Here is a 23781-nt window from a genome sequence, read left to right as displayed (position 1 = left end):
CCTTCCGTCAGGCGTCGGTCGACGCCGCGAGTCAGCCGTTCGTGCGCTCGGCGAGACGGCTGGCGGCAAACGAGATCGCGCCGCCGACCACGAACAGGATCGCGAACGTCTTGACCGCCGCGTAGAACAGCGCCGGCTCGATCCCGGTATCCGTGAAGAGCACGGCGCAGACGGCCGCGATCGGGATGAGCAGCACGATGGAAAGCGGCACCAGCGGGTTCATTCGACGTCACTCGCGTTCATGGAGGGACCGCGGCGCGGCCCGAACAATAATGCGGAGCGGTCTTAGCATCGCCGTTCCTCTGGAGGAAACTCCCGCGCTTCAGAATCTCTGAGCGTTTCAACGGCGCAGGGTCGCAGGCGCAGGGTCGCAGGATTGTCGCTCAGGCCGGAATGCGAACCGTCGCCCGCAGGCCGCCCAACGGGCTGTCCTGCAGGGTGACGTCGCCGCCATGGGCGCGGGCGATGTCGCGGGCGATGGCGAGACCGAGCCCGGAGCCGCCGGCATCCTGGCGCGCATCGTCGAGCCGTACGAACGGCTTGAACACCTCCTCGCGGCTCTCCACCGGGATGCCGGGTCCGTCGTCGTCGATGGCGACGAGGAAGGCGCGGTGCTCGCGCTTTCCTGAGATCGCGACGGTGTCGGCGTAGCGTGCGGCGTTGGCGGCGAGGTTGAAGAGGCAGCGGCGCATCGCGTCCGGCCGCACGGTCACGAGGGGGCTCCCTTCAATCTCGACCGCCTCGACATGGGCGCCGAGCCGCTCGACATCGCTGCGCAGATCCTCGAGCAGGATCCGCATGTCGGTCTCGGCGGCGGTTTCGGCGGAATCACCCCGGGCGAAGGCGAGATAGCCCTCCAGCATCCGGCTCATCTCGTCGACGTCGCGCTGGAGATCCTCGACCTCCGGCGTCTGCTCCACCAGGGCAAGCGAGAGCTTGAAGCGGGTGATGATGGTGCGCAGGTCGTGGCTGACCCCGTTGAGCATCGCCGTGCGCTGCTCCATGGCGCGCTCGATGCGCCGCTTCATCTCGATGAAGGCGTGCCCCGCCTGCCGGACTTCCCGAGCGCCGCGGGGCTTGAACTCGATCTCGCGGCCCTTGCCGAATCCTTCCGCCACCGCCGAGAGCCGCAGGATCGGCTTGATCTGGTTGCGTAGGAACAGAATCGCCACGCCGAGCAGCACCAGCGACGAGCCGGTCATCCAGAGCAGGAAAATGTGCGAGTTCGAGGCGTAGGCCTGGTTTCGCCGGGCGGTGACCCGCATCACGCCTTCGGGGATCGCCACGCGGATCTCGATGAGGTTCGAGCGCCCCACCGTGTCGATCCAGAACGGGCGACGGATCTGACGGCGGATCTCCTCCGACAGGACCTCGTCGAGGATCGAGAAGAATGGGCGCGGCCCCGGACTCGGCAGCTTGGCGCCCTTCAGGATGTCGATGTCGAGGTTCAGCCGCTCGCCGGCGATGCGCGAGAGCGTCTCGGCGTTCCTGTCCTGCGGGTAGGATTCGTAGATGTCCATCAGAGCGGCGATGTCGGCGGTGACCGCCGCCGAGAGCCGGCGGGTCACGAGCTGCCAGTGCCGCTCCATGAAGGTGTAGGCGATCACCGATTGCAGCAGCACCATCGGCGCGATGATGATGATCAGCGAGCGGGCGTAGAGACCCTTCGGCAGGGCGTCGCCGATGGCCCGGCTGATGCGCCGCCAGAGCTTCCGGATTCGGCCGAAAAATCCGCCGAGCGCACCGGCCCGGCGAGGTTCGGTCGAGGAGAGGCCGGCGGGGGCCGCCATGGGATCCTCAATCGATGGCGAGGCGATAGCCGACGCCGCGAACGGTGTGCAGGAAGCTCGGATTGGCCGGATCCGGCTCGATCTTGCGGCGCAGGCGGTTGATCTGCACGTCGATGGTGCGCTCGGCCGCCAACCCGCCGTTGCCCGCGAGCGTCTCGCGCTCGACATTGCCGCCCCGCGCTTGGGCCAGCATGGTCAGGATCTCGCGCTCACGCTCGGTGATCTTCACCGGTTCGTTCTCCCGGCGCAACTCGCCCCGGTCGGCGCGGAAGCTGAAGGGGCCGAAGCTGACCGAGGCGTCGTTCGAGGCCCGTGCCTCCGGGGCGGCGTGGCGGCGGATGATGTTGTTGAGCCGCAGGATCAGTTCGCGCGGCTCGAAGGGCTTGGGCAGGTAGTCGTCCGCGCCGATCTCCAGGCCCGTCACCCGGTCGTTCGGGTTGGAGCGGGCGGTCAGCATCAGGATCGGCACCCGGGAGGTCTCGCGCACCGAGCGGGCATAGTCGAAACCGCTCTCGCCCGGCATCATCACATCGAGCACGAGGGCGTCGAACACGAAGCACTGGCCGCGCAGACGCGCCTCGGCCGCATTCGCCGCCGCCGTCACGCGAAATCCCTGCTCGGAGAGGAAGCGGGACAACAGTTCGCGCACCCGCCGGTCGTCATCAACGAGGAGGACGTGCGGGGCGTGGTCCGGAAGCTCGGGGCGCGCCTTGAGCGCGGTCTCGGCCGACATCAGGCGCGCACCGTCGCGCGGCGCGCCATCAGCCGGCGGATCGCGGCGCGCTCCGCCGGTTCGATCATCGCCAGCAGGAAATCCTGCGCGGAGGCCGCGCGGGTGCCGCGCCCGCCCTCCGTCTCATCCTCCTCGGCCGGCGCGTCCAGCGCGCGCACGATCCGGCGGACCTGCACGCGGGTGAGGTCGGCCGTCAGCGCCCGGCCGGACGGGGTGCAGAACAGGAGCCGCTGGCGCCGGTCGCTGGTGCCGGTCTGCTGCTCGACATAGCCCTGATCGATCAAGTCCTTCAGCACCCGGTTGAGACTCTGCTTGGTGATGCGCAGGATATCGAGGAGTTCGGCGATGGTGAGGCCGGGATAGCGGTCGACGAAGTGCAGCACCCGGTGGTGCGCACGTCCGAAGCCGTACTGCGCCAGAATCCGATCGGGATCGCCGACGAAATCGCGATAGGCGAAGAACAGAAGCTCGATCAGGTCGTCGCTGTCGCCGCCCGTGGCGGGCCCATTCGGAAGCGAAGCCTCACCGGGAGCCTGGACCGCTGTATTTGCGTCGGGCGTTATCGCACGGCTCACGTCGTGAATACCTCGGTCGGCGGCAGGTCGCAGGGCCTCGGCGGTCCCGGAAGATAAGTCAGTGTTGTTGACATATCTCAGCCCCGTTGCTACCCGTCAACCCTGCCGGTACAGCTGCCCGCTGCCTCGTTCTGCGTTCGCGCGCCGGCTCCTGCCCCACCCTGCGACCCCGTGCTTCGCCGAGGCCGCGCAGAGGAACTTCGAGAGATGTCCGTGATTCCCTTCGATGAGCGCGAAGGCACGATCTGGTTCGATGGCGTCATGGTGCCGTGGCGCGAGGCGAAGATCCACGTGCTCAGCCACGGCCTCCACTACGGATCGTCGGTGTTCGAGGGCGAGCGGGCCTATGGCGGCCGAATCTTCAAGAGCCGCGAGCATTCCGAGCGCCTGCGCCGCTCGGCCCAGCTCCTCGATTTCGAGATTCCCTACTCCGTCGATCAGATCGAGGCGGCGAAGGCCCAGGTGCTGGCGACCAGCGGCCTGCAGGATGCCTATCTGCGCCCGGTCGCGTGGCGCGGTTCGGAGATGATGGGCGTCGCGGCCCAGAAGAACACCATCCATCTGGCCATCGCCGCCTGGGAATGGCCGAGCTACTTCGATCCGGCGACCAAGATGAAGGGGATCCGCCTCGATATCGCCGATTACCGCCGCCCCGATCCGCGCACGGCGCCCTCGACCTCGAAGGCGGCGGGCCTCTACATGATCTGCACGATCTCCAAGCACCGGGCCGAGAACAAGGGCTATGCCGACGCGCTGATGCTCGACTGGGAGGACAACGTCGCCGAATGCACCGGCGCCAATGTCTTCTTCATCGCCGACGGCGTGATCCACACGCCCCAGGCCGACCGCTTCCTCAACGGCATCACCCGCCAGACCGTGATCGAGCTGGCCAAGCGGCGTGGGATCGAGGTCGTCGAGCGGCGGATCCGCCCCGAGGAGATGACGGGCTTCTCCGAGTGCTTCATCACCGGCTCCGCCGCCGAGGTGACGCCGGTCTCCGAGATCGGTCCCTACCGCTTCACGCCCGGCGCCCTGACCAAGACGCTGATGGACGACTACCTCGACGAGGTGCAGCCGCGAGCCGTCGCCGCCTGAGGATCGCGCGAGGTTCCGAGCTCGTCGAGGCGCTCGGAACCTCGCGGCCGGCCCCGCGTTCATGAGAACAATTCATGAACGAGACGGGTATGCCGATGACTGGCAAGACGACCAAGGACCAAGCTGCGGCCGAGAATCCGAAATCCGATCCGACCGACGAGTCGAACCGGATCAAGGACCCGGACGAGTGGACGACCGGCTCCGAGCCGATGACGGGAGCGCAGGCCTCCTACCTGAAGACGCTGTCCGAGCAGGCCAAGGCGCCCGACGCCTACGAGGCCGATCTCGACAAGGCGGAGGCGTCGAAGCGCATCGACGCCCTGCGCAAGGAGACCGGCAAGGACTGAGCGTTCAGCCGGTTGCGTGAGGATCGGACGGCGCCGACATGATCCGGTGCCGTCCGAGGAAGGCGGGCCGTGTCGCTGGTCGCTCGATTCGTTCGACCGGAGGCCCGCTCGGCCCCAACGCGTCGAAAGACGTCTTTCGAATGTTTCCGCCTTTCCAGCGACGAATGATGTTCCTTGGCGGAGGGAGGCGCGCGATAGGGCGGTTTTTCTGCAAAGCCCTTAAGTTCGCTGCAAGTTTCGGCCGCTAACGTTCCGCTACAGCAATCGGTTCGGAATGATCTGCCGTGTCTCCGCTCTCCTACGCCCGGCCGATTGCGCGCTACATCGCTCCGCTGCTCGGCGTTTCTCGGCGGTTCTCACGGCATGACGATGGTGCGACCACGATCGAATACGGCTTGATCTGCGTCTTCATCGGACTGGCGGTTCTGGCCGGAATGCAGGTTTTCGGAAGCACGCTGATGCAGGCATATCCGAAGATCGTGAACTTCCCCACGATACAATAGACCGTCCGGGATCATCTCTCATCGCAGCGACGATGCGGTCGGAGGATGCATCGTCCAGTCCTCACGGCGCGGAACGAGAAGCCTCGCCGAGCCTTGGATGATCAATTCCTGCTACCCGGCTTGCGCTTCGACGCGGACGCCCCTTCCTTTCCGGGTGCGGTTGTCGGCGAAGACGCCGGAGCTTCTCCGGTGCCCGACGGCTGAGCCTCCGGTTTCGGCTGGCTCCAGAAGGCTTCGAACACCTCTTTCATCGCCTTGACGTTCTGCTCCTGAACCTCGGCGCCGGTCTGGAGCATCTGCTGGATCACTTCCATCGAGGCTTTCGTCGCGTCGGGCAGCGGCGCGGCCTCCGGCTTGCGGCCGGTCGCGCGCCGCTCGGGCGGCGGAGCCGAAGGCGATGCGGAGGGCGTCATCTGCGCAGCGGCCGCACTGAGCCCGTTGAGCCAATCCGTCCACAGCGTGCCGACCGGGTAGGGGGAGGGCGGGGGTTCTGCCGCCGGAGCCGGGGCGGGTGCGTTGAGAAGCAGGTGGACGATGCCGGCCACGATCATGCCGGCCATGATCGGCAGCATCTGGCGCAGGGCCTGGGCGCCGACTCCGCTCGCCGCCGAAGCTTGCTGAATCACCGCCTGCGCGATCATCGGCGAGCCGAACAATCCTGCCAGCATATCTGCGCCTGCTGGGGGCTGCGCTCGTCCCGGCTGCGCGAGCCCGAACAGGCGCCCGAACCCCATCGGATCGGCCCCGGCGTTGCGCTGGATGCCCATGGACAGGGCCGGGAGCAGAGCCTCCATGGCGCGGCGTGTCTGTTCCGGCGTGAGGCCGAATTGCTGCCCGAAGGCCTGCACGCTCGCGTCGCCCTGGCTCTGGAGGATGTCGAACATCGTGTACATGGCCGGGCGCCTCACGGGAGCAGCAACGGTCCGGATGCCGAACCTCTCCGGGCCCTGTCACGATCGCGCCGTGACAACGAGCGCATGACGCGGGCCCATCTTCGTTCCGGCCGGGCGCCGGCGATGGCCGTCGACACTCGCGCGCGGAGGCTCGCCGGAACGGCCTCGGCGGCGAGTGTGTCGCAACCGAGCGGGGCTGGCCAGCGCCAAGCCCGATTTCGCGCCGATTTCCCTAGGGATAGCGACGATGGGGCGCCGGAAACGTCACAGCGACATCCCGCTGGACGGCGCGGCCTGCACCGCCTCGTCGGCCGCGGGCGGATCGAGAACGGGGCCCGCTTCGGTGCTCACACCCCGCTCGAGCCGACCGACCGTTCGGAACGCGAGGGCGAGACCGGCCACCCCGAAGGCGATCGAACCGATGCCCGTGCCGGCGATCACGCCTTCCGGTCCGTACCACGCCGCTCCCAACAGAGCGGGCGGGACCGTGCCCAGCGTGGCCCGGCCCCAGTTCAGCACGGTCGAGATGAACGGGAATCCGAGATTGTTGAACGAGGCGTTGGCCAGGAACAGGAGACCGTTGAAGAACCAGACCGGCCCGCTCACAAGGCAGAAGAAGCCGAACAGCTCGGCCGACACGCCCTTGAGTTCGAAGGCACCGGCCAGGGGCGAACGCGCCAGCGCCAATAGAAGCCAGACGACGACCACGTAGAGCGCCGTGACTCCCGCGCCGGCCCGGAGCACCCCCCGCATCCGGTCGAAGCGAGCGGCGCCCCAGTTCTGGCCCAGGATCGGGCCGATCGATCCCGACATCGCGAACAGCCCGCAGAAGGCGACGGGCGCCAGGCGCTCGATGACGACATTGCCGGCAATGGCCGGCGGCCCGAAGCCGGACAGGGCATGCGCGACAAAGGCGCTGGCGACGGACGGGGCCAGGTTCGTGAGCACGGCCGGTCCCGCAATACGGCTCACCAGCGGCAGGTCGCCGAGAACCGCGCGGAGGCGCGGCGCTTCGAGCAGCCGGTAGCGGCGAACGCCGGCCCAGCCGACGGCCACGAAGGTGACCCGCGCCACGCAGACCGCCAGCGCCGCACCGTCGACGCCCAGACCGAAGCCGAAGATCAGGAGGGGATCGACGAAGACGGTGACGACGGCACCGCCCAGGGTCACGTACATCGCCTCCCGCGCCGCGCCGACCGCGCGCAGGAGTCCTGTAAACAGCATGCCCGGCCCGAGCAGCAGGTTCGACGGAAGGCTGATCCAGAGGTAGCGCTTGGCGACGTCGAGGGTGTGGCCCTCCGCGCCGATCGCCCTGAGCAGTGGATCGAGCACGGCGATGAGGAAGGCGGCCAGGATCCCGGAGGCGATCAGGCAGTGGATCGTGACCGAGGTCGCGATACGCCGCGCCCCTTCCGGGTCGTTCGAGCCGATCGCCCGCGAGACCAGGGCGCCGGCCGCGATCATCAGGCCGATATTGATGGCGATGGCGAAGAACTGGACGATCGAGGCGAAACCCACGGCGGCGGTCAGCGCCGGATCGCCGAGCTTGGAGACGTAGAACAGCGACAGGAGATCGACGGCGAAGATCGCCATCAGGCCCACGGAGCCGGTCGCGCTCATCACCACGACGTGGCGCAGGATCGAGCCCGAGACGAAGCGCGCCCCGCCCTCGTCCGGCCTCGGCTCCGGCACCGGAGCTTCGCCCGCCTCAGGCATTCGGCTCGGCATCCTCGGGTTCGAGCGCGCGGGCGGCGGATTCGTGCGGCTGCGGCTCGATCAGGCCGCGGGTCTCGGCACTGAGCGCCCGCGACGGACTTTTCGGTGCGGTGAGCGGCTCGGGCCGCAATTCCGGCGTGCCGCGCAGCCAGCCGGAGCCGTCGGGCATCGCTCCCGCCTGTTGGAGCACGAGGCGGGCGACGTCGCGCTTGCGCACGTCCTCGACCCGTCGCGCGGCCGCCTCGGCGGTGAGCCCTAGGCTCTCGAGGGTGGCGCGGCCGAAACCGAGGGCGGATTCGACGGTCTCGCGAAGCTGGAAATCGACGTCGCGGTTCATCAGTTCGATGGCATGCGTCCGGTCGTAGGCGCGCACGTAGGTGCGCACGTTCGGGAATTCTTCGTGGACCATGTCGACGATCTTCAAGGCCGCCGGCGCGTCGTCGATGCAGACGCAGATGAGCTCTGCCTTCGCGAGGCCGGAGGCGCGCAGCACGTCGAGCCGGGTGCCGTCGCCGTAATAGATGCGGAAGCCGAAGCTCGTCGCGTTGCGGATCTGCTCGACGTCCTTGTCGATGACGGTGATGTTGATGCCCTCCGCCAGCAGCACCTGCGCCAGGATCTGCCCGAAGCGGCCGAAGCCCACCACCAGCACGCGGGTATCGCCGGATTCCTGTGCCTCGCCGACGTCGGAGGGCGGCTCGGCCTCCTTCGGGCGCCGGGCGATTAGCGCGTCGAGCCCTTTGGCGGCGATGGGGCCGACCAGCATGGTGAGGGCGGCGAGCGCGACGCAGAAGCGGGTCACCTCCGAGCCGAGGATGCGCAGGTCGCCCGCCGCCGGCAGGATCACGAAGGCGAACTCGCCGGCCGGTGCCAGCACCGCCGCGCCGCGCAGGGCGTCGAGCCAGGGCGAGCCGAACAGGCGGAACAGCCCGGCCACCAGTGCGATCTTCACCGCGATCGCCGCCATGGTTGCCGCGAGCAGCGCCAGCCAATGATGCGTGAGCAGACCGCCGTCGATCGACATGCCGACGCTCATGAAGAACAGGCCGAGCAGCATGCCGCGGAACGGCTCGATGTCGGCTTCGAGCTGGTGGCGGAAGTTCGACTCGGCGAGCATCACGCCCGCGAGGAAGGCGCCCATCGCCATGGAGAGGCCGGCCTTCTCCATCACCAGTGCCGTGCCGAGCACGACGAGAAGGGCGGCCGCCGTCATCACCTCGCGCCCGCCGGCGGCGGCGAGCAGACGGAAGAATGGATTGAGGCCGTAGCGCCCCACCAGCACCACCCCCGCCACCGCGACGGCGGCACGGCCGGTGGAGCGCAGTCCCTCGTCGAGCCAGCCGTCCTTCGGCGTGGCCCCGGCCGAGGCCAGCAGCGGCAGCAGAGCCAGGATCGCCACCACCGAGATGTCTTGGAACAGCAGGACCGCGAAGGAGCGCCCGCCGTAGGGCGAGCCGAGATCGCCGCGCTCCTCCAGCAGCTGGAGCGCGACGGCGGTCGCCGAGAGCGCGATGGCGATGCCGACGACGCTCGCCGCCGACGGCGTCAGGCCGTAGGCGAAGGCCGCGCCGCCGATGACGAGCGAGCACAGCGCCAGTTGCGCGGCACCGAGCCCGAAGATGTCGCGCCGCATGGAGACGAGCCGCGAGATCTCGAGTTCGAGCCCGACGATGAAGAGCAGCAGCACCACGCCGATCTCGGCGACGCTCGCGGCCGTCTCCGGCTCGGCGATCAGCGAGAAGCCCGCCGGCCCGATCACCACACCCGCCACCAAGTAGCCGAGCACCGCACTCTGGCCGAGCAGGCGTACGAGCGGAACGCCGATCACCGCCGCCGACAGGAAGGTCAGCACCGGTGGCAGGAAGCTGGCATGGTCCGTGGCGCTCGCCATGAAAGCCTGGTGCCTCGCTGGATCGGGACGGGAGAAGGGCTTCCCCTTAGCCCGCTCGCCCCGCTGCCGCGAGGGTGATTCGCGTGTCGTTCGTCACATATCCGGCCCCCGCTCGATCCCCGGCCTCGGCCACCGCGGTGGGCCGCGTTGCCACAGGATCGAGGATGCAGGCCCCCCGGGCAGATGGCGGGGGTCACGGATCGCGGCATGTGTGCTATGTAAAAGCGACGGACAGGTGCAAGCCTGTCGCGGCTTTCGGGCTGGCCGCTGTTGACAGACCCGGCCACCCCTCTCCACATCCGCGGGATCATGAGCGCTGACACCATCAACCTCACCGCTGACCCGAACCGGGTCCCGCAGCCGGCCGTGACGGGCGACAAGCCGCCTCTCGAGATCCTGCTCTGCGCTCCTCGCGGCTTCTGCGCGGGCGTGGTGCGCGCCATCGACGTGGTCGAGCGCGCGTTGGCGATCTACGGGGCGCCGGTCTACGTCCGCCACGAAATCGTCCACAACAAGTACGTGGTCGAGACCCTGAAGCGGAAGGGCGCGGTGTTCGTGCGCGAGCTCGACGAGGTGCCCGATAGCGGCGCGCCCGTCATCTTCTCCGCCCACGGCGTCGCCAAGACGGTGCCGCAGAACGCCGATGCGCGCGGCCTCACCACCATCGACGCCACCTGCCCGCTGGTGACCAAGGTCCACCGCGAGGCCGAGATCCACCACAAGCGCGGACGCCACGTCCTGCTCGTCGGCCATTCCGGCCATCCGGAGGTCGTGGGCACCATGGGCCAGCTGCCCAAGGGCTCGATCACCCTGGTCGAGGACATCGAGCAGATCGACGCGCTCAACCCGCCTTCCGATCAGGCGCTGGCCTGGGTGACGCAGACGACTCTGTCGATCGACGACACCAAGCACATCGTCGAGGCGCTCAAGGCCAAGTTCCCGGCCATCCACGGGCCGCACAAGGATGACATCTGCTACGCCACCACCAACCGCCAGGAAGCGGTCAAGGAGGTCGCCCCGCGGGTCGATGCCCTGATCGTGGTCGGCTCCTCCAATTCGTCGAACTCGCAGCGCCTGCGCGAGGTCGCCGAGCGGGCCGGCTGCCCGATCACCCGCCTCGTCCTGCGCGCGGAGGAGATCGATTGGGACGCCTTTAAGAATGTGCGTCGCCTCGGCCTTACCGCCGGCGCCTCGGCCCCCGAGGTTCTGGTGGAGGAGATCATCGACGCCTTCGCCGCGCGCTTCGACGTGACGGTGGATCAGGTCTCGGTGACCGTCGAGGACATGTCCTTCCCGCTGCCGCGCGAGCTGCGCAGCGAGGCCGCGGAGTAAAGCGGCGTCATCGCCGGTTCTGAACCGGCCGAACGACATCCAGGGGCGCCCACGGCGCCCCTTTCTCTTGCGCGAACCCGGCAGCGACACCCGTGGCGGTCTACACCGACGTATCCGACGAGGCGCTGCGCGCCTTCCTCAAAGAGTACGAGCTCGGCGAATTGCTCTCCTGCAAGGGCATCGCGGAAGGCGTCGAGAACTCGAACTTCTTCCTGCACACCAGCACGGGCAACTACATTCTCACCCTCTACGAGAAGCGGGTGAGCGAAGCGGACCTGCCATTCTTCATCAACCTGATGGGCCATCTGGCGCGGGCCGGTCTCGCCTGCCCGCAGCCGGTGCGCAACCGCTCAGGCACTGCCCTCGGACGCCTCTGCGGCCGGCCGGCGGCGATCGTCACCTTCCTCGAAGGCGTGTCGTTGAGCCGTCCGAACGCGGAGCATTGCCGGGCGCTCGGCGCGGCGCTGGCCGGCCTCCACGCGGCCGGCCGCGACTTCCCGATGGTGCGCGAGAACAACCTTTCGGTCGGGGCGTGGCGGCCGCTCTTCGTCCAGGCCGAGGCGCAGGCCGATACGGTGGCGCCGGGGCTCGCCGCCCGCACCCGCGTCGATCTCGACTTCCTCGAGGCGTCCTGGCCTCAGGGCCTGCCCGGCGGCGTGATCCACGCCGACCTGTTCACCGACAACGTCTTCTTCATCGGCGACGCGGTGTCGGGCCTGATCGACTTCTACTTTGCCTGCACCGACGCCCTCGCCTACGATCTGGCGATCAGCCTCAACGCGTGGTGTTTCGACGCCGACGGCACCTTCCACCGCGACAAGGCAGGGGCGATGATCGCGGGCTACAACGCGGTGCGGAAGCTGGACTCCGCCGAAATCGGCGCGTTGCCGGTTCTGGCACGGGGCGCGGCGATGCGGTTCATGCTGACCCGGCTCGTGGACTGGCTCAACGTCCCGCCCGGCGCCCTGGTACAGCCCAAGGACCCGCTTGAATACGACCGGCGGCTGAGCTTCCACCGCACCGCGCACGATGCGCGGGACTATGGCTGGCAGGGGTAGTGCGAGAAGCCCTCTCCCGGTCCGGGAGAGGGCTCGGAACGCTCCGTCAGAGCACCTTCAACAGCGCTTCGGCGCCCGACACCTCGGCCTTCGACGGCGTATCCTCGACGTTGAGGATCCGCACGACGCCGTCATCCACCAGCATCGCGTAGCGCTGCGACCGCGGGCCGAGACCGAAGCCGGACCCGTCCATCTCGAGACCGATCGCCTTGGCGAACTCGGCATTGCCGTCGGCCAGGAACTCGATGCCCTCGGCGCCGCTCTGCTGCTGCCACGCGTTGAGCACGAAGATGTCGTTGACCGAGGTCACAGCGATCGCGTCGACGCCCCGGGCCATGATCTCCTCGCGCTTGGCGACGAAGCCCGGCAGGTGGTTGCGGTGGCAGGCCGGTGTGAAGGCGCCGGGCACGCCGACCAGCACGACACGCCGCCCCTTGAACACGTCGTCGGTCGTCTTGGCCTGCGGACCCTCCGGCCCGCTCACCCGGAAGGTGACCTGGGGCAGGTGATCGCCAACCTGAATCGTCATCCGCGCACTCCTCGGGAAAAAGCCATGAACCGTTAGACGCGCGACAGGCACCTGTCGAGGCACCGGCATCCCGCACACGCGTTTGGCTTATGGATCAATGACGGCCGCCGCATTAGCATAGCCCGATGCAGAGACCCGACCCCGCTCTCAAAGACCCGGCCTATCTCGACGGCCAATTCCTCGTGGCCATGCCGGGGATCGGCGACGAGCGATTCGCGCGCTCGGTGATCTATCTCTGCGCCCACTCGGCGGACGGGGCGATGGGCATCATCGTCAACAAGCCCGTGGCGGATCTCAGCATGCCGGATCTGCTGATCCAGCTCGACATCGCCAGCGAGGCCGACGCGATCCGTCTGCGCGAGCGGGTCGGGCACATGCCGGTTTTGATGGGCGGCCCCGTGGATGCCAAGCGCGGTTTCGTGCTGCACACCGCCGACTTTCACATCGATCAATCGACCCTGCAGATCGACGAGGGGGTGTGTCTCACGGCCACGGTGGAAATCCTGCGCGCCATCGCCGACGGACGCGGCCCCTCGAACGCCGTGCTGGCGCTCGGCTATGCCGGCTGGCAGGCGGGCCAGCTCGAGAACGAGATTCTCGCGAACGGCTGGTTGAACTGCCCCGCCGATCCGGAGCTGATCTTCGATCCCGGGCTCGGCACCAAGTACGATCAGGTTCTCAAGGCGATCGGCATCGACCCGGCCATGCTCTCGGCGGAGGCCGGGCGGGCCTGATGCCGGGCCCGGCCCTCCCGCGTTCGGACGGACGCGGTCTCACACCCGCCCGTGAACGAGGTCGTGGATGAAGCCGAGCTTTCGCACCACCGGCGGAGCGAGCACGAACGGGTAGAGGTCGCCTTCGCCCATGGCCCGGCTGACGCTGTTCATGGCGAAGACGAAGGGCAGCCACGCATCGACGATCTGCTCGATCGTGTCGGCACGATAGGGGTCGAAATCGACCCGCGCGGCGAGCTCACCGGCGATATCGGCCTTCGGCTTCACCTGCATGCCGAAGGCACTCGCCATCTCCAGCGTATCGACGATGTGCAGGTAGTGCGCCCAGGTCTCGGCGAAATCTTCCCAGGGGTGGGTCGTGGCGTAGGCTGAGACGAAGGTCTCCTGCCAGTTCGGCGGCGGGCCCTGCTCGTAGTGGCGCTGGAGGGCCGCGCCGTAATCCTGCGAGTCGTCCCCGAACACCGCCCGGCACGGCTCCAGCTTGCCGGGGTCGCGCACGAGGATGTCCCAGTAGTGGTGGCCGACCTCGTGACGGAAATGGCCCAGCAGTGTGCGGTAGGGCTCGCCCATGGACGCACGGCGCTTCTCGCGCTCGGCCGGATCGGCCTCGACCAGGGCGATGGTGATGATCCCGTTCTCGTGGCCGGTCATCACCTTGGGGCCGCTCGCATCCGGCGGATCGGCCAGGAAGTTGAAGATGAGACCGTGCTCGGGATCCTCGGCGCGGGTCTTCAGCGGCAGGTTCCAGCGCAGCAGGGTGTAGAACAGCCGGTGCTTGGCGTGCTCCATCTCGCGCCAGCGCTCCAGGTTCACCGGGTCGTTCACATCCGGCACGATGCCGTTGTGGCGACAGGCGAGGCAGAAGGCGTCGGTCGTGCCCGGAGGCACCATCCAGTTGCAGGTGTCGTGCGCGGCGTTGGTGCAGAGGAAGCTCGGGCGATCGGGCACCGCGAGCGGCGTCCAGGCGTTGTTGTCACCGATCGGTTCCAGGGCCGAAATTCGGCCGAGCTGCGGCAGGTAGGCGAGCCGGTGGCCGCACCGCCCGCAGACGCGGTTCTCGAAGTACAGGACGTTGTCGCAGGATTGGCAGCGGAAGAGTTTCATCGGCTCACGGGGACGTTGACGCCCGTTCCACGATCCGGCTCGGGACCGGTCGGAGAGCGGGTCGCACCGGGCTCGAGGCCCGGAGGCGGGGGGGTCGCGGCCAACCAAGACGCGAACCCTCTCACCGTTCCGTGATCGTCCCGGAATTTGTTCGACCGCCTTCCGCGCGTCGGCGCTGCCGCGTCAGGCGGCCGCCAGTGCCTCGGTGATGGCTGCGAGCGCGGCGTCCGCACCGGCACCGTTCGGACCGCCGGCCTGAGCCATGTCACGGCGCCCGCCACCGCCCTTGCCGCCGAGATGCCCGGCACCGGCGCGCACGAGGTTCACGGCGTCGTAGCGGTCGGTGAGATCCTCGGTGACGCCGACGACGAGACCCGCCTTGCCGTCGGCCGAGACGCCGACGATGGCGACGATCCCGGAGCCGAGGCGGCTCTTGCCCTCGTCGGCCAGACCCTTGAGGTCGCGCATCTCGACGCCCTCGACCACGCGGGCCATCACCTTCACGCCGTTGACCTCGCGGGCCTCGTCGCCGCCGCCCGCCGCACCGCCCATGGCGATCTTCTTCCGCGCGTCGGTCAGCTCCTTCTCCAGCCGGCGACGCTCCTCGATCAGGGCGGAGAGCCGGTCCGGGACGTCGCCCACGGGCGCCTTGAGCAGCCCGGCGAGCTGGTTCAGCGTGCGGCTCTCGGCGGCGCGGTGACGGCGCGCGGCCGTGCCGGTCATCGCCTCGATCCGGCGAACGCCGGCACCGACCGCGCTCTCGCCGATCACGGTGATCTGTCCGATCTCGCCGAGCTGCGAGACGTGGGTGCCGCCGCACAGTTCGATCGAGAAGTTCGGCAGGCGGCCCTCGACCTCGCGGCCGGCGTCATCGACCGGCCGGCCCATGGAGACGACACGGACCTCGTCACCGTACTTCTCGCCGAACAGCGCGCGCGCACCCGACTCGATCGCCTCGTCCACCGCCATCAGCTTGGTCACCACCGGCGCGTTCTGAAGCAGCACCGCGTTGGCGATTTCTTCGACGCGGGAGAGCTCGGCCTCGTCGATCGGCTTCGGGTGGCTGATGTCGAAGCGCAGGCGCTCGGGCGCGACGAGCGAGCCCTTCTGCGCGACGTGATCGCCGAGCACCTGACGCAGGGCCTCGTGCAGCAGGTGGGTGGCCGAATGGTTGGCGCGGATCGCGGCGCGCCGGGCGTGATCGACCTTCATCTCGACCGCCGCGCCGACGGCGAGTGTCCCCTCTTCGACCATGACGTGATGCACGAACAGGTCGCCGAGCTTCTTCTCGGTGTTGGTCACGCGCGCCTTGAGGCCGGGCCCGCAGATCGTGCCGGTATCGCCGACCTGACCGCCGGATTCGCCGTAGAACGGCGTCTGGTTGACGACGGCGATCCCGCTCTCGCCGGCCTTCAGCGCCTCGACCTCGCCGCCCTCGCGCAGGAGCGCGCCGACGACGGCCTCGGCGGCCTCGGCCTCGTAGCCCAGGAATTCGGTGGCGCCGGTGCGCTCCTTGATGCCGAACCAGACGGTCTCGGTGGCGGCCTCGCCCGAGCCCTGCCATGCCGCCCGCGCCGCCTGCTTCTGGCGCTGCATCGCGGCGTCGAAAGCCTGCGTGTCGACGCCGATACCGCGGGCCTTCAGGGCGTCCTGGGTCAGGTCGAGGGGGAAGCCGTAGGTGTCGTAGAGGGTGAAGGCGGTCTCGCCCGACAGGTTCTGGCCTTGGCTCAGATCACGGCTCTCCGCGTCGAGAATCGCGAGGCCGCGCTCCAGCGTCTTGCGGAAGCGGCCTTCCTCCAGCCGCAGGGTCTCGGAGATCAACGCCTCGCTGCGGGCGAGTTCCGGGAACGCCTGACCCATCTCGCGCACCAGGGTGGGCACGAGGCGGTACATCACCGGATCGCGGGCGCCGAGCAGTTCGAGATGGCGCATGGCGCGGCGCATGATCCGGCGCAGCACGTAGCCGCGACCCTCGTTCGAGGGCAGCACGCCGTCGGCGATGAGGAACGAGGTCGAGCGCAGGTGGTCGGCGATGACCCGGTAGGACGCGCGGGTCGCGGGCTCGGGCGCCCGGGACACGGCGTGGGCCACCGCATCGATCAGGGCGCGGAACAGGTCGGTGTCGTAGTTCGAATGGACGCCCTGGAGGATCGCGGCCATCCGCTCCAGTCCCATGCCGGTGTCGATTGAGGGCCGGGGCAGGGGATTGCGCACCCCGGGCTCGACCTGCTCGTACTGCATGAAGACGAGGTTCCAGAATTCGAGGAAGCGGTCGCCGTCCTCGTCCGGGGAACCGGGCGGGCCGCCGGCGAGCGCCGGGCCCTGGTCGATGAAGATCTCCGAGCAGGGGCCGCAGGGGCCGGTATCGCCCATCTGCCAGAAATTGTCGGAGGTGCCGATGCGGATGATCTTGTCGTCGCCGAACCCGGCGATCTTCTTCCAGAGGCCCGCCGCCTCGTCGTCATCGGCATAGACGGTGACGAGCAGCCGCTCCGGCGTCAGCCCAAATTCCTTCGTGATCAGCGTCCAGGCCAGCTCGATCGCATCGGCCTTGAAGTAATCGCCGAAGGAGAAATTGCCGAGCATCTCGAAGAAGGTGTGATGCCGGGCGGTATAGCCGACATTGTCGAGATCGTTGTGCTTGCCGCCCGCCCGAACGCACTTCTGCGACGAGGTCGCCTTGACGTAGGGCCGCTTCTCGACGCCGGTGAAGACGTTCTTGAACTGCACCATGCCGGCGTTCGTGAACATCAGCGTCGGATCGTTCTTCGGCACCAGCGAGGACGAAGGCACGACCGCGTGCCCGGCATCCCGGAAATAGTCCAGGAAGGTCGATCGGATCTCGTTGACGCCGCTCATCGGATAGGCTCGGAAATCAAGTCGCGTCGGGAGCCGGCTGGCAGGCAGCGCGGCAGCATTGTCGGGCCCTCATACGGGCCGAAGCTGTGCAAGTCACGTCGGCTCGTTCCGCCCGAGCGCGGGCGGCTCCGCGATTGGACGTCCGCTCCGCAATTCGGCGAGGTAGCCGCGTAGCAGCGCCACCCGTCGCGGCCGGAAACTGGCCCCGGCCGGACGCGCCTCCCGGATGCGATCCAAGCGGAACATGCGGAACGCCTCGCGCAGGGCGCACCACGCCAGCAGCGTCATCTTGCTGTCGAGGTAGACCACGGAGAGCGGCAGGATCGTCCGCTCGGTGACCGTGCCGTCCTTGTCGCCGTAGCGGAGCCGCAGCGCCTCCTCGCGCCAGCACGCGGATCGGATCGTTTCCATGTCGGGGATCGCGGGAAAACGCGCCTCGGCACGGCGGACCTGCGAGACAGCGTGGAGGAGATGCTGCTCGGCCTCGCTGGGCAGGGTCGCCGCGACCTTCGCCAGCACCGAGGCAGCGGCCTTCTCCAGTGCCGGATCGCCCATGTGGCGCACTTCGGCGAGCCCGAGCACCAGCGCCTCGATCTCGAGCCGGTCGAAGGTCTGCGGCGGCAGGGCGACATCCTCGATCAGCCGGTAGCCGTAGCCCCGCTCGCCCTCGATGCGGGCGCCCGCCGCGCGCAGGCTGTCGATATCGCGATAGAGCGAGCGCAGCGACACGCCTGTCTCCTCCGCGAGGCGCGACGCGGTGACCGGGGACGGCAGGATGCGCATCGCGTGCAGCAGACGGAAAAGGCGATCGGTGCGCGCCATCGCTCAACTGACGGAAACTGACAGGTGACCCTGGCTACAACGTCCCCCGTCACCCCGCCAGCCGGAGACCGTCGATGATCACCCTGTTCCACTCGCCCCGCAGCCGCTCGACCCGTATCGTCGCGCTTCTCCAGGAACTTGACGCCCTGGAGGCGGTCGGCATCGAAATCGTCACCATCCCGCGCATGGACGGCTCGGGCGGCCGCGACCCGCGCAACCCCCATCCGGACGGCAAGGTGCCGCTTCTCGTCCATGACGGCGTACAAGTGTGGGAATCGAGCGCGATCATCGCTTATCTCGCCGATCTGTTCCCGCAAGCAGGGCTGGGCATTCCTGCGGGTGACCCGCAGCGGGGTCCCTACCTGAGCTGGCTTGCTTGGTATGCAGGCGTCGTCGAGCCGGTGCTGACGCTCAAGGCCGTCGGCGTCGATCATCCAGCGCTCGCCCGAACCTTCCGAACCGAGGCCGAGATCGAGGCGCGGCTCTCCGAGGCGTTGACGGACCGGCCTACCTCCTCGGCGACCGCTTCACCGCCGCCGACCTCCTGCTGCACTCGCCCTATGCGTGGTTCGGCAAGCCCGGCAGGCCCGTGATCGACGCGTGGGTGGAGCGCTGCATGGACCGGCCCGGTGCACGCTTCGCGGCGGAGTTCGACGCCCGTCACCCGGCGGACTGATCGCCGGGCTCTGACCCGGGCGGGTTCAACCGAAGAAAAGCCCGCCGCGATTGCTCGCGGCGAGCCTTTCGATGCCGACGGATCGGGCGATGCGCTTACGCCTCGCCCTCGTCCAGATCCTCTGCCGTCGGCTTGGCATTCTCGAGGATGCGGTCGGCGACGAGCCCCGAATTCTGCCGGATCGAGGCTTCGATCTTGTTGGCGATATCCGGATTATCGCGCAGGAAGCCTTTGGCGTTCTCGCGGCCCTGGCCGAGTCGCTGGCTGTCGTAGGAGAACCACGCGCCCGACTTCTCGACGATGCCGGCCTTCACGCCGAGATCGACCAACTCGCCGACCTTCGATACGCCCTCGCCGAACATGATGTCGAACTCGACCTGCTTGAAGGGCGGAGCGACCTTGTTCTTGACGACCTTGACGCGGACTGAGTTTCCGATCGCCTCGTCGCGATCCTTGAGCGTCGAGACGCGGCGGATGTCGAGACGCACCGAGGCGTAGAACTTGAGCGCGTTGCCGCCAGTGGTCGTCTCGGGGCTTCCGTACATCACGCCGATCTTCATGCGGATCTGGTTGATGAAGATCACCATGCAGTTCGAGCGCGAGATCGAGCCGGTCAGCTTGCGCAGCGCCTGGCTCATCAGGCGGGCCTGAAGGCCCGGCTGGCTCTCGCCCATCTCGCCCTCGATCTCGGCACGCGGTGTCAGCGCGGCGACCGAATCGACCACGAGCACGTCGATCGCGCCGGAGCGCACCAGCGTGTCGGTGATTTCGAGCGCCTGCTCACCGGTATCCGGCTGCGAGATCAGCAGGTCGTCGAGGTTGACGCCGAGCTTCCGCGCATAGACCGGGTCGAGGGCGTGCTCCGCATCGACGAAGGCGCAGACGCCGCCCTTCTTCTGGGCCTCGGCAATGGTGTGGAGCGCCAGCGTCGTCTTGCCCGACGATTCCGGGCCGTAGATCTCGATCACCCGGCCGCGCGGCAAGCCGCCGACTCCGAGCGCGATATCGAGGCCCAGCGAGCCGGTCGAGACGGTCTCGACCTCCTGCACCTTGTCGGTCTTGCCGAGGCGCATGATCGAGCCTTTGCCGAACGCGCGCTCGATCTGCGTCAACGCAGCCTCGATCGCCTTCGACTTGTCCTTGTCCGCTGCTGCCATAGTCGAGGATTCCACCATCTTCAGCGCAGGCTGGGCCATCGCTCGGCATCCTTATGCATGGGAGGGGCACGGCGCTCAATCCGCCGGAGCTGATCCATTTCGTACTTGTTTTGTTCTCGTGGCGCAAGGGCCAGGTTCAAGTTCCGTCATGGCCGACACACTGTGTCTCCCCCAGGCACAATACGGGGGAAGCCCGAGCTGAGCGAATGACGCGATTTGATGGATTGGTGCGTAGAGGATATGTCGGCGGAATCGATGCTGAGAGGGAGTGATGAGCGTATCTGAGTCCTCAACGCGTCGCGAACTCTCGTTCCGACCGCGCATTCCGGTCACATATCTGGATGACGCTTTGCCGAAGTATGTGACCGTATTCGCACTGTCGATTGATAAGCGGAAAATAACCTTTGGTGAAAATTATATACTCAGAAATGATGCGATTGGATCGATGATTGATTGAGGAATGCGGATCGGATTGTCTTGTTTGGCGCTCCACCAAAGGCCTTTAGGAACTCATGTGTCTCATAACTGAGGCTCGTTTCTTCTGAGCCGAGCGCGAATACAGGAACCCTCGCTCAACTAAATCGGGTGCACGACAAGGCCGTCTTCATGTCGAGAGACTTCAACGAACTTCGCGAGATTGAACAGCTTCTTCGGGAGGCGGAGGAGCGTTTGGGACCCGATGCGACCTTCCGGCAGCGGACATTGTTGCAGATGAGCCTGTTCGAGCTGCGGCGCGGATTGCGGACGGAGCAGGACAATTCCGAGGAGGCTCCGGCCGGGATCCCGGTCGATAATCCAGGGGAGTGAGTCGATCTCCGCTCGATCGAAGCAGGGGACGTCTCGGCGGCCTCGCGAGACGCTCGAGGCAAGTCGAGCTTCAGAATCCCGGAGCGACCAGCGGGACATCGCCTATTATCCTCCGCTCCGGCCCATCTTTTCGCAGCCGGCCTCCTGCCGGAAGACTGACGGCCGTAGGACTTCGTTTGCGGGAGGCACGAGCCCGCGAAGGCCGTTCGAGGCTGCATCCTTCCGCCTCGACCGCGGGAGCGAAGCCGGGAAGGCCTCGCAGGAGCTCTCCCATCGAGAGCCGACGCCGTAGCCTCCGCGAAAGTCAGCTCGCCATGGTGCGCTTCACCATCTCGACGAGTTGCTTCAGGCTGAAGGGCTTCGGTAGGAAATTGAAGGTTTCGCCCTCGGGCAGATTCTTGCGGAAGGCATCCTCTGCATAGCCGGAAACGAAGATCACCTTCAGGTCGGGATAATGTTTGCGCAGTTCGCGCAGCAAGGTCGGACCGTCCATTTCCGGCATGACGACGTCTGACACCACGACATCGATGCCGTCGGCATGCTCCTCGATCAGGCGCAGGGCCTCGATGCCGGAGGCGGCTTCGAGCACCGTGTAACCGCGAGCCGACAGGGCGCGGGAGTTGACGGCACGAACCGGATCCTCGTCCTCGACCAGAAGGACGGTGCCCTGACCTGTGTGGTCGGTCGCCGGCTTCGGTGGCGGTTCCGGCGCGCGCGGGACGGAAGGCTTGGCATCCGCTTCCGGCTCCGCCGGATTCGCGAGGGTCGTCTCGACCGATGCCGGCTTCGGCTCGGTATCGTCGGGAACGGCAGGCCTTGCCGGGGCGGCCACGTCCCGCTCGGAGACCGTCCGAGGCGGCGGCAGCGGCTCGGGCAGGGGCTCGATACCGGGCTCGTGGCGCGGCAGGTAGATGCGGAAGGTGGTGCCTTCGCCCACCGTCGACTGCACGTCGATGGCGCCGCCCGACTGGTTGACGATGCCGAACACCGTCGAGAGACCAAGCCCAGTGCCCTTGCCGATCTCCTTGGTCGTGAAGAACGGCTCGAAAATCTTCTGGCGCACCTCGGGCGGGATGCCCTCGCCGGTATCGGTCACCTCGATCATCACGTGGTCACCCGCCGGGATGCCGGCCGGCCGCTCGCCTTCCACGGGGCAGTTGGCGGTGCGGATCGTCAGGCTGCCGCCGCCCGGCATCGCGTCGCGGGCATTGACCGCGAGGTTCACGATCACCTGCTCGAACTGGTTCACGTCGGCCTTGATCGGCCAGATTTCACGGCCGTGACGGAAATCGAGCTGCACGCGCTCGCCGAGGAGACGCTTGAGCAGCAGCGTGAGATCGGACAGCGCCTCGCCGACATCCATCACTTCCGGCCGCAGGGTCTGGCGGCGGGAGAAGGCCAGCAGCTGGCGCACCAGGGATGCCGCCCGGTTCGCATTCTGCTTGATCTGCATGATGTCTTGGAAGGCATGGTCCGTCGGCCGGTGGCTGGCGAGCAGCAGGTCCGAGTAGCCGATGATCGCCTGAAGGACGTTGTTGAAGTCGTGCGCGATGCCGCCGGCGAGCTGGCCCACCGTGTCCATCTTCTGGGTCTGGGCGATCTGCTGTTCGAGCTGGCGCTGAGCGGTCGTGTCGAGGGCGTAGAGGATCACCCGCTCCCGGTCGCCGTCGCTTCCGGCCTTGCTGCCCTCGGCGTCCTGACCCTGCGTTCCGTCGGCATCCGCCGGGCTCATCCAGACGCGGGCCGAGCGATCGCCGGGACCGGACAGGCCGACCTCGATCGGTTCGAGACCGCCGAACCCGTTGGCGGCACGGGCCAGCGCCCCCTCCATGGCGCCGCGGTCGCGCTCGAGCACGGCGTCGCGCATCATCGGGTCGGGCGCGTCGCGGCCGGCCTCCGCCGCCGGCTGGCGCGGCATCCCGGCGAACAGGCGCACGAACGAGGCGTTGGCGCGGATCACGCGGCCGTCGCGGTCGAGGGTGGCGATGGCGATCGGGCTGTTGTTGAGGAAGCGCGCCAGTCGCACCTCCGCCGCCCGCTGCGGCTCGTCGGCATCCGAGCCGGCGGAGCGGTTGAGCACGAAGGTGCGCGAAGGGCCGGGCGCCCCGTCCTGCCCATAGGCGACGCGGTGGTAGAGCCGGGTCGGCAGCGGCTGACCGTTCCGACGGCGCAGATCGATGTCGTAGCGGTCGGTGCGCACCTCGCCGGGCAGACCGGGCGCTGTGGTTAGCATGTCGGCGCCGGGCGCGATTTCCAAGAGCTTCAGGCCGCCGGAGCCGACGGTGGCGAGGTCGTAGCCGAGCCAGGAGGCGAGCGTCGCATTCATGTAGACGATCGAGCCGGCGGCATCGATCGACAGGAAGCCGGCCGGCGCATGATCGAGATAGTCGATCGCGTGCTGGAGTTCTTGGAAGACGTTTTCCTGGCGCTCACGCTCGTGGGTGATGTCGCTCACCGTCCAGAGGGCGGCGGACCCGCGATGGCGCTGGATCGGCCGCACCGCGATGCGGTACCAGGCGAAGTCGCGATCCGGCGCGCCGCCCGGCGGCGGCGACATCCGGATCTCTTCCGCATAGGCGCGATCGTCGCGAGAGGCCTGCGCGAGCCGGTAGACCGCCTCCGATACCTCCGGGGCCCCGACGAAAATCCGCTCGATGGAGCGCAGGTTCGAAAAGCTGTCGCCGCCGGCCAGCCGCATATAGGCTTCGTTGGCGTAGATCATCCGGCCATTGTCTTCGACGACGAGCTTGCCCTCGGGCGCGGCGTCGACGATGGCGCGGGTGATGTCGTCGCGCGCGGCCGGGCCGGCGAGCTGCAGCGCGCCGATGGCCAGGGCGAACAGGAAGAACACGCCCGCCATCGCGAGCAGCGCCAGCAGAGCGAGGATGAGCGGCTGCGCCTGCTCGTTGGCGACGAAGGACAGCCCGACCGCGGCGCCGACGAGCAGCCCCGCCAGCATCAGCAGCAGGCCGACCCGACCGGGCCGTTCCGAACGATCGATCGAACCGGACGCCGGCACCGCTGGTCCGCTGACCTCAGCCATCAGGCCCTACCCATCCCTCGCACATGGCCGCCGCACCGAGCCCTGTGGATCGTCAAACGCCGCGCCTCTTGCCGGAGCATTGCCGGACAATGGTGCATAAACCGTGGCGCCTGAACG

At 68.0% G+C, this 23781-nt stretch carries 20 protein-coding genes and 1 pseudogene; 8 read left to right on the top strand and 13 right to left on the bottom strand.

The genetic code is table 11. From position 1 onward, the window contains the following. Positions 1–31: 31 nt before the first annotated feature. The 4 genes from HNR01_RS04630 to HNR01_RS04615 form a co-directional block, all read right to left on the bottom strand. Positions 32–223, bottom strand: a complete 192-nt coding sequence (locus tag HNR01_RS04630; protein ID WP_017485854.1) for a hypothetical protein — start codon at positions 221–223, stop codon at positions 32–34. Positions 224–383: 160 nt separating this feature from the next. Then, complete coding sequence (locus HNR01_RS04625; protein WP_017485855.1) at positions 384–1790, bottom strand: ATP-binding protein; 1407 nt, start codon at positions 1788–1790, stop codon at positions 384–386. 7 nt (positions 1791–1797) lie between these two features. After that, positions 1798–2523 (bottom strand): response regulator, encoded by a 726-nt coding sequence (locus tag HNR01_RS04620; RefSeq protein WP_183666882.1) that lies wholly within the window; start codon positions 2521–2523, stop codon positions 1798–1800. Continuing rightward, on the bottom strand, positions 2523–3098 hold the full coding sequence (locus HNR01_RS04615) for a MarR family winged helix-turn-helix transcriptional regulator (RefSeq protein ID WP_017485857.1): 576 nt from the start codon (positions 3096–3098) through the stop codon (positions 2523–2525). The genes HNR01_RS04620 and HNR01_RS04615 overlap by 1 nt, the downstream gene beginning before the upstream one ends. Before the next feature lie 207 nt (positions 3099–3305). Between HNR01_RS04615 and HNR01_RS04610 the strand changes: the two genes are divergently transcribed. The 3 genes from HNR01_RS04610 to HNR01_RS04600 all read left to right on the top strand — a co-directional run bounded on the left by HNR01_RS04610 (position 3306) and on the right by HNR01_RS04600 (position 5043). Continuing rightward, positions 3306–4193: a branched-chain amino acid aminotransferase gene (locus HNR01_RS04610; protein ID WP_017485858.1), complete on the top strand. Its 888-nt coding sequence runs from the start codon at positions 3306–3308 to the stop codon at positions 4191–4193. Between the two features lie 74 nt (positions 4194–4267). Continuing rightward, positions 4268–4540 carry a DUF3072 domain-containing protein gene (locus tag HNR01_RS04605; protein ID WP_017485859.1) on the top strand — a complete coding sequence of 91 codons (273 nt, stop codon included), beginning with the start codon at positions 4268–4270 and terminating at the stop codon, positions 4538–4540. 284 nt (positions 4541–4824) lie between these two features. Beyond that, positions 4825–5043 carry a Flp family type IVb pilin gene (locus HNR01_RS04600; protein ID WP_017485860.1) on the top strand — a complete coding sequence of 73 codons (219 nt, stop codon included), beginning with the start codon at positions 4825–4827 and terminating at the stop codon, positions 5041–5043. Positions 5044–5144: 101 nt separating this feature from the next. Here HNR01_RS04600 and HNR01_RS04595 read toward each other — a convergent pair whose 3' ends face one another. From HNR01_RS04595 to HNR01_RS04585, 3 genes are all read right to left on the bottom strand, one after another. After that, positions 5145–5936 (bottom strand): DUF937 domain-containing protein, encoded by a 792-nt coding sequence (locus HNR01_RS04595; RefSeq protein ID WP_017485861.1) that lies wholly within the window; start codon positions 5934–5936, stop codon positions 5145–5147. Positions 5937–6200: 264 nt separating this feature from the next. Beyond that, complete coding sequence (locus HNR01_RS04590) at positions 6201–7652, bottom strand: MATE family efflux transporter (RefSeq protein WP_183666881.1); 1452 nt, start codon at positions 7650–7652, stop codon at positions 6201–6203. After that, positions 7645–9543 carry a monovalent cation:proton antiporter-2 (CPA2) family protein gene (locus HNR01_RS04585; RefSeq protein WP_017485863.1) on the bottom strand — a complete coding sequence of 633 codons (1899 nt, stop codon included), beginning with the start codon at positions 9541–9543 and terminating at the stop codon, positions 7645–7647. The genes HNR01_RS04590 and HNR01_RS04585 overlap by 8 nt, the downstream gene beginning before the upstream one ends. A gap of 309 nt (positions 9544–9852) precedes the next feature. Between HNR01_RS04585 and ispH the strand changes: the two genes are divergently transcribed. Both ispH and thrB read left to right on the top strand, forming a co-directional pair. Next, positions 9853–10875, top strand: coding sequence for a 4-hydroxy-3-methylbut-2-enyl diphosphate reductase (gene ispH, locus HNR01_RS04580; RefSeq protein WP_017485864.1), 1023 nt, complete (start codon positions 9853–9855; stop codon positions 10873–10875). Positions 10876–10967: 92 nt separating this feature from the next. Then, positions 10968–11933 (top strand): homoserine kinase, encoded by a 966-nt coding sequence (thrB, locus tag HNR01_RS04575; RefSeq protein WP_183666879.1) that lies wholly within the window; start codon positions 10968–10970, stop codon positions 11931–11933. 46 nt (positions 11934–11979) lie between these two features. Here the strand turns inward: thrB and HNR01_RS04570 are convergent, their stop codons facing one another. Beyond that, positions 11980–12462, bottom strand: a complete 483-nt coding sequence (locus HNR01_RS04570) for a peroxiredoxin (RefSeq protein ID WP_017485866.1) — start codon at positions 12460–12462, stop codon at positions 11980–11982. A 125-nt stretch (positions 12463–12587) separates the two neighbouring features. On the opposite strand from HNR01_RS04570, the gene HNR01_RS04565 reads away from it, so the two are divergent. Then, positions 12588–13196, top strand: coding sequence for a YqgE/AlgH family protein (locus tag HNR01_RS04565; RefSeq protein WP_153876090.1), 609 nt, complete (start codon positions 12588–12590; stop codon positions 13194–13196). A 39-nt stretch (positions 13197–13235) separates the two neighbouring features. On the opposite strand, the gene HNR01_RS04560 is transcribed toward HNR01_RS04565, so the two are convergent. From HNR01_RS04560 to HNR01_RS04550, 3 genes are all read right to left on the bottom strand, one after another. Then, positions 13236–14300 carry a zinc-binding metallopeptidase family protein gene (locus HNR01_RS04560; protein WP_183666877.1) on the bottom strand — a complete coding sequence of 355 codons (1065 nt, stop codon included), beginning with the start codon at positions 14298–14300 and terminating at the stop codon, positions 13236–13238. Between the two features lie 183 nt (positions 14301–14483). After that, positions 14484–17159, bottom strand: coding sequence for an alanine--tRNA ligase (alaS, locus tag HNR01_RS04555; RefSeq protein ID WP_183666875.1), 2676 nt, complete (start codon positions 17157–17159; stop codon positions 14484–14486). Positions 17160–17252: 93 nt separating this feature from the next. Then, positions 17253–17981, bottom strand: a complete 729-nt coding sequence (locus tag HNR01_RS04550; RefSeq protein WP_183666873.1) for a helix-turn-helix transcriptional regulator — start codon at positions 17979–17981, stop codon at positions 17253–17255. A 74-nt stretch (positions 17982–18055) separates the two neighbouring features. Here HNR01_RS04550 and HNR01_RS04545 point away from each other — a divergent pair. Continuing rightward, positions 18056–18657: pseudogene (locus HNR01_RS04545) on the top strand (glutathione S-transferase family protein). Positions 18658–18752: 95 nt separating this feature from the next. Here HNR01_RS04545 and recA read toward each other — a convergent pair. Then, a complete protein-coding gene (recA, locus tag HNR01_RS04540; RefSeq protein WP_017485872.1) occupies positions 18753–19853 on the bottom strand; it encodes a recombinase RecA in 1101 nt (366 codons plus the stop codon). Positions 19854–20399: 546 nt separating this feature from the next. On the opposite strand from recA, the gene HNR01_RS04535 reads away from it, so the two are divergent. Next, complete coding sequence (locus HNR01_RS04535; protein ID WP_183666871.1) at positions 20400–20621, top strand: hypothetical protein; 222 nt, start codon at positions 20400–20402, stop codon at positions 20619–20621. A gap of 304 nt (positions 20622–20925) precedes the next feature. On the opposite strand, the gene HNR01_RS04530 is transcribed toward HNR01_RS04535, so the two are convergent. Beyond that, a complete protein-coding gene (locus tag HNR01_RS04530; protein ID WP_183666869.1) occupies positions 20926–23664 on the bottom strand; it encodes a hybrid sensor histidine kinase/response regulator in 2739 nt (912 codons plus the stop codon). Positions 23665–23781 lie beyond the last annotated feature (117 nt).

It is taken from the genome of Methylorubrum rhodesianum (assembly GCF_014199985.1).
Taxonomy (GTDB): Bacteria; Pseudomonadota; Alphaproteobacteria; order Rhizobiales; family Beijerinckiaceae; genus Methylobacterium; species Methylobacterium rhodesianum.
The sequence above is the reverse complement of the archived record's forward strand: the minus strand, read 5'-3'. Positions and strand labels throughout refer to the sequence as shown.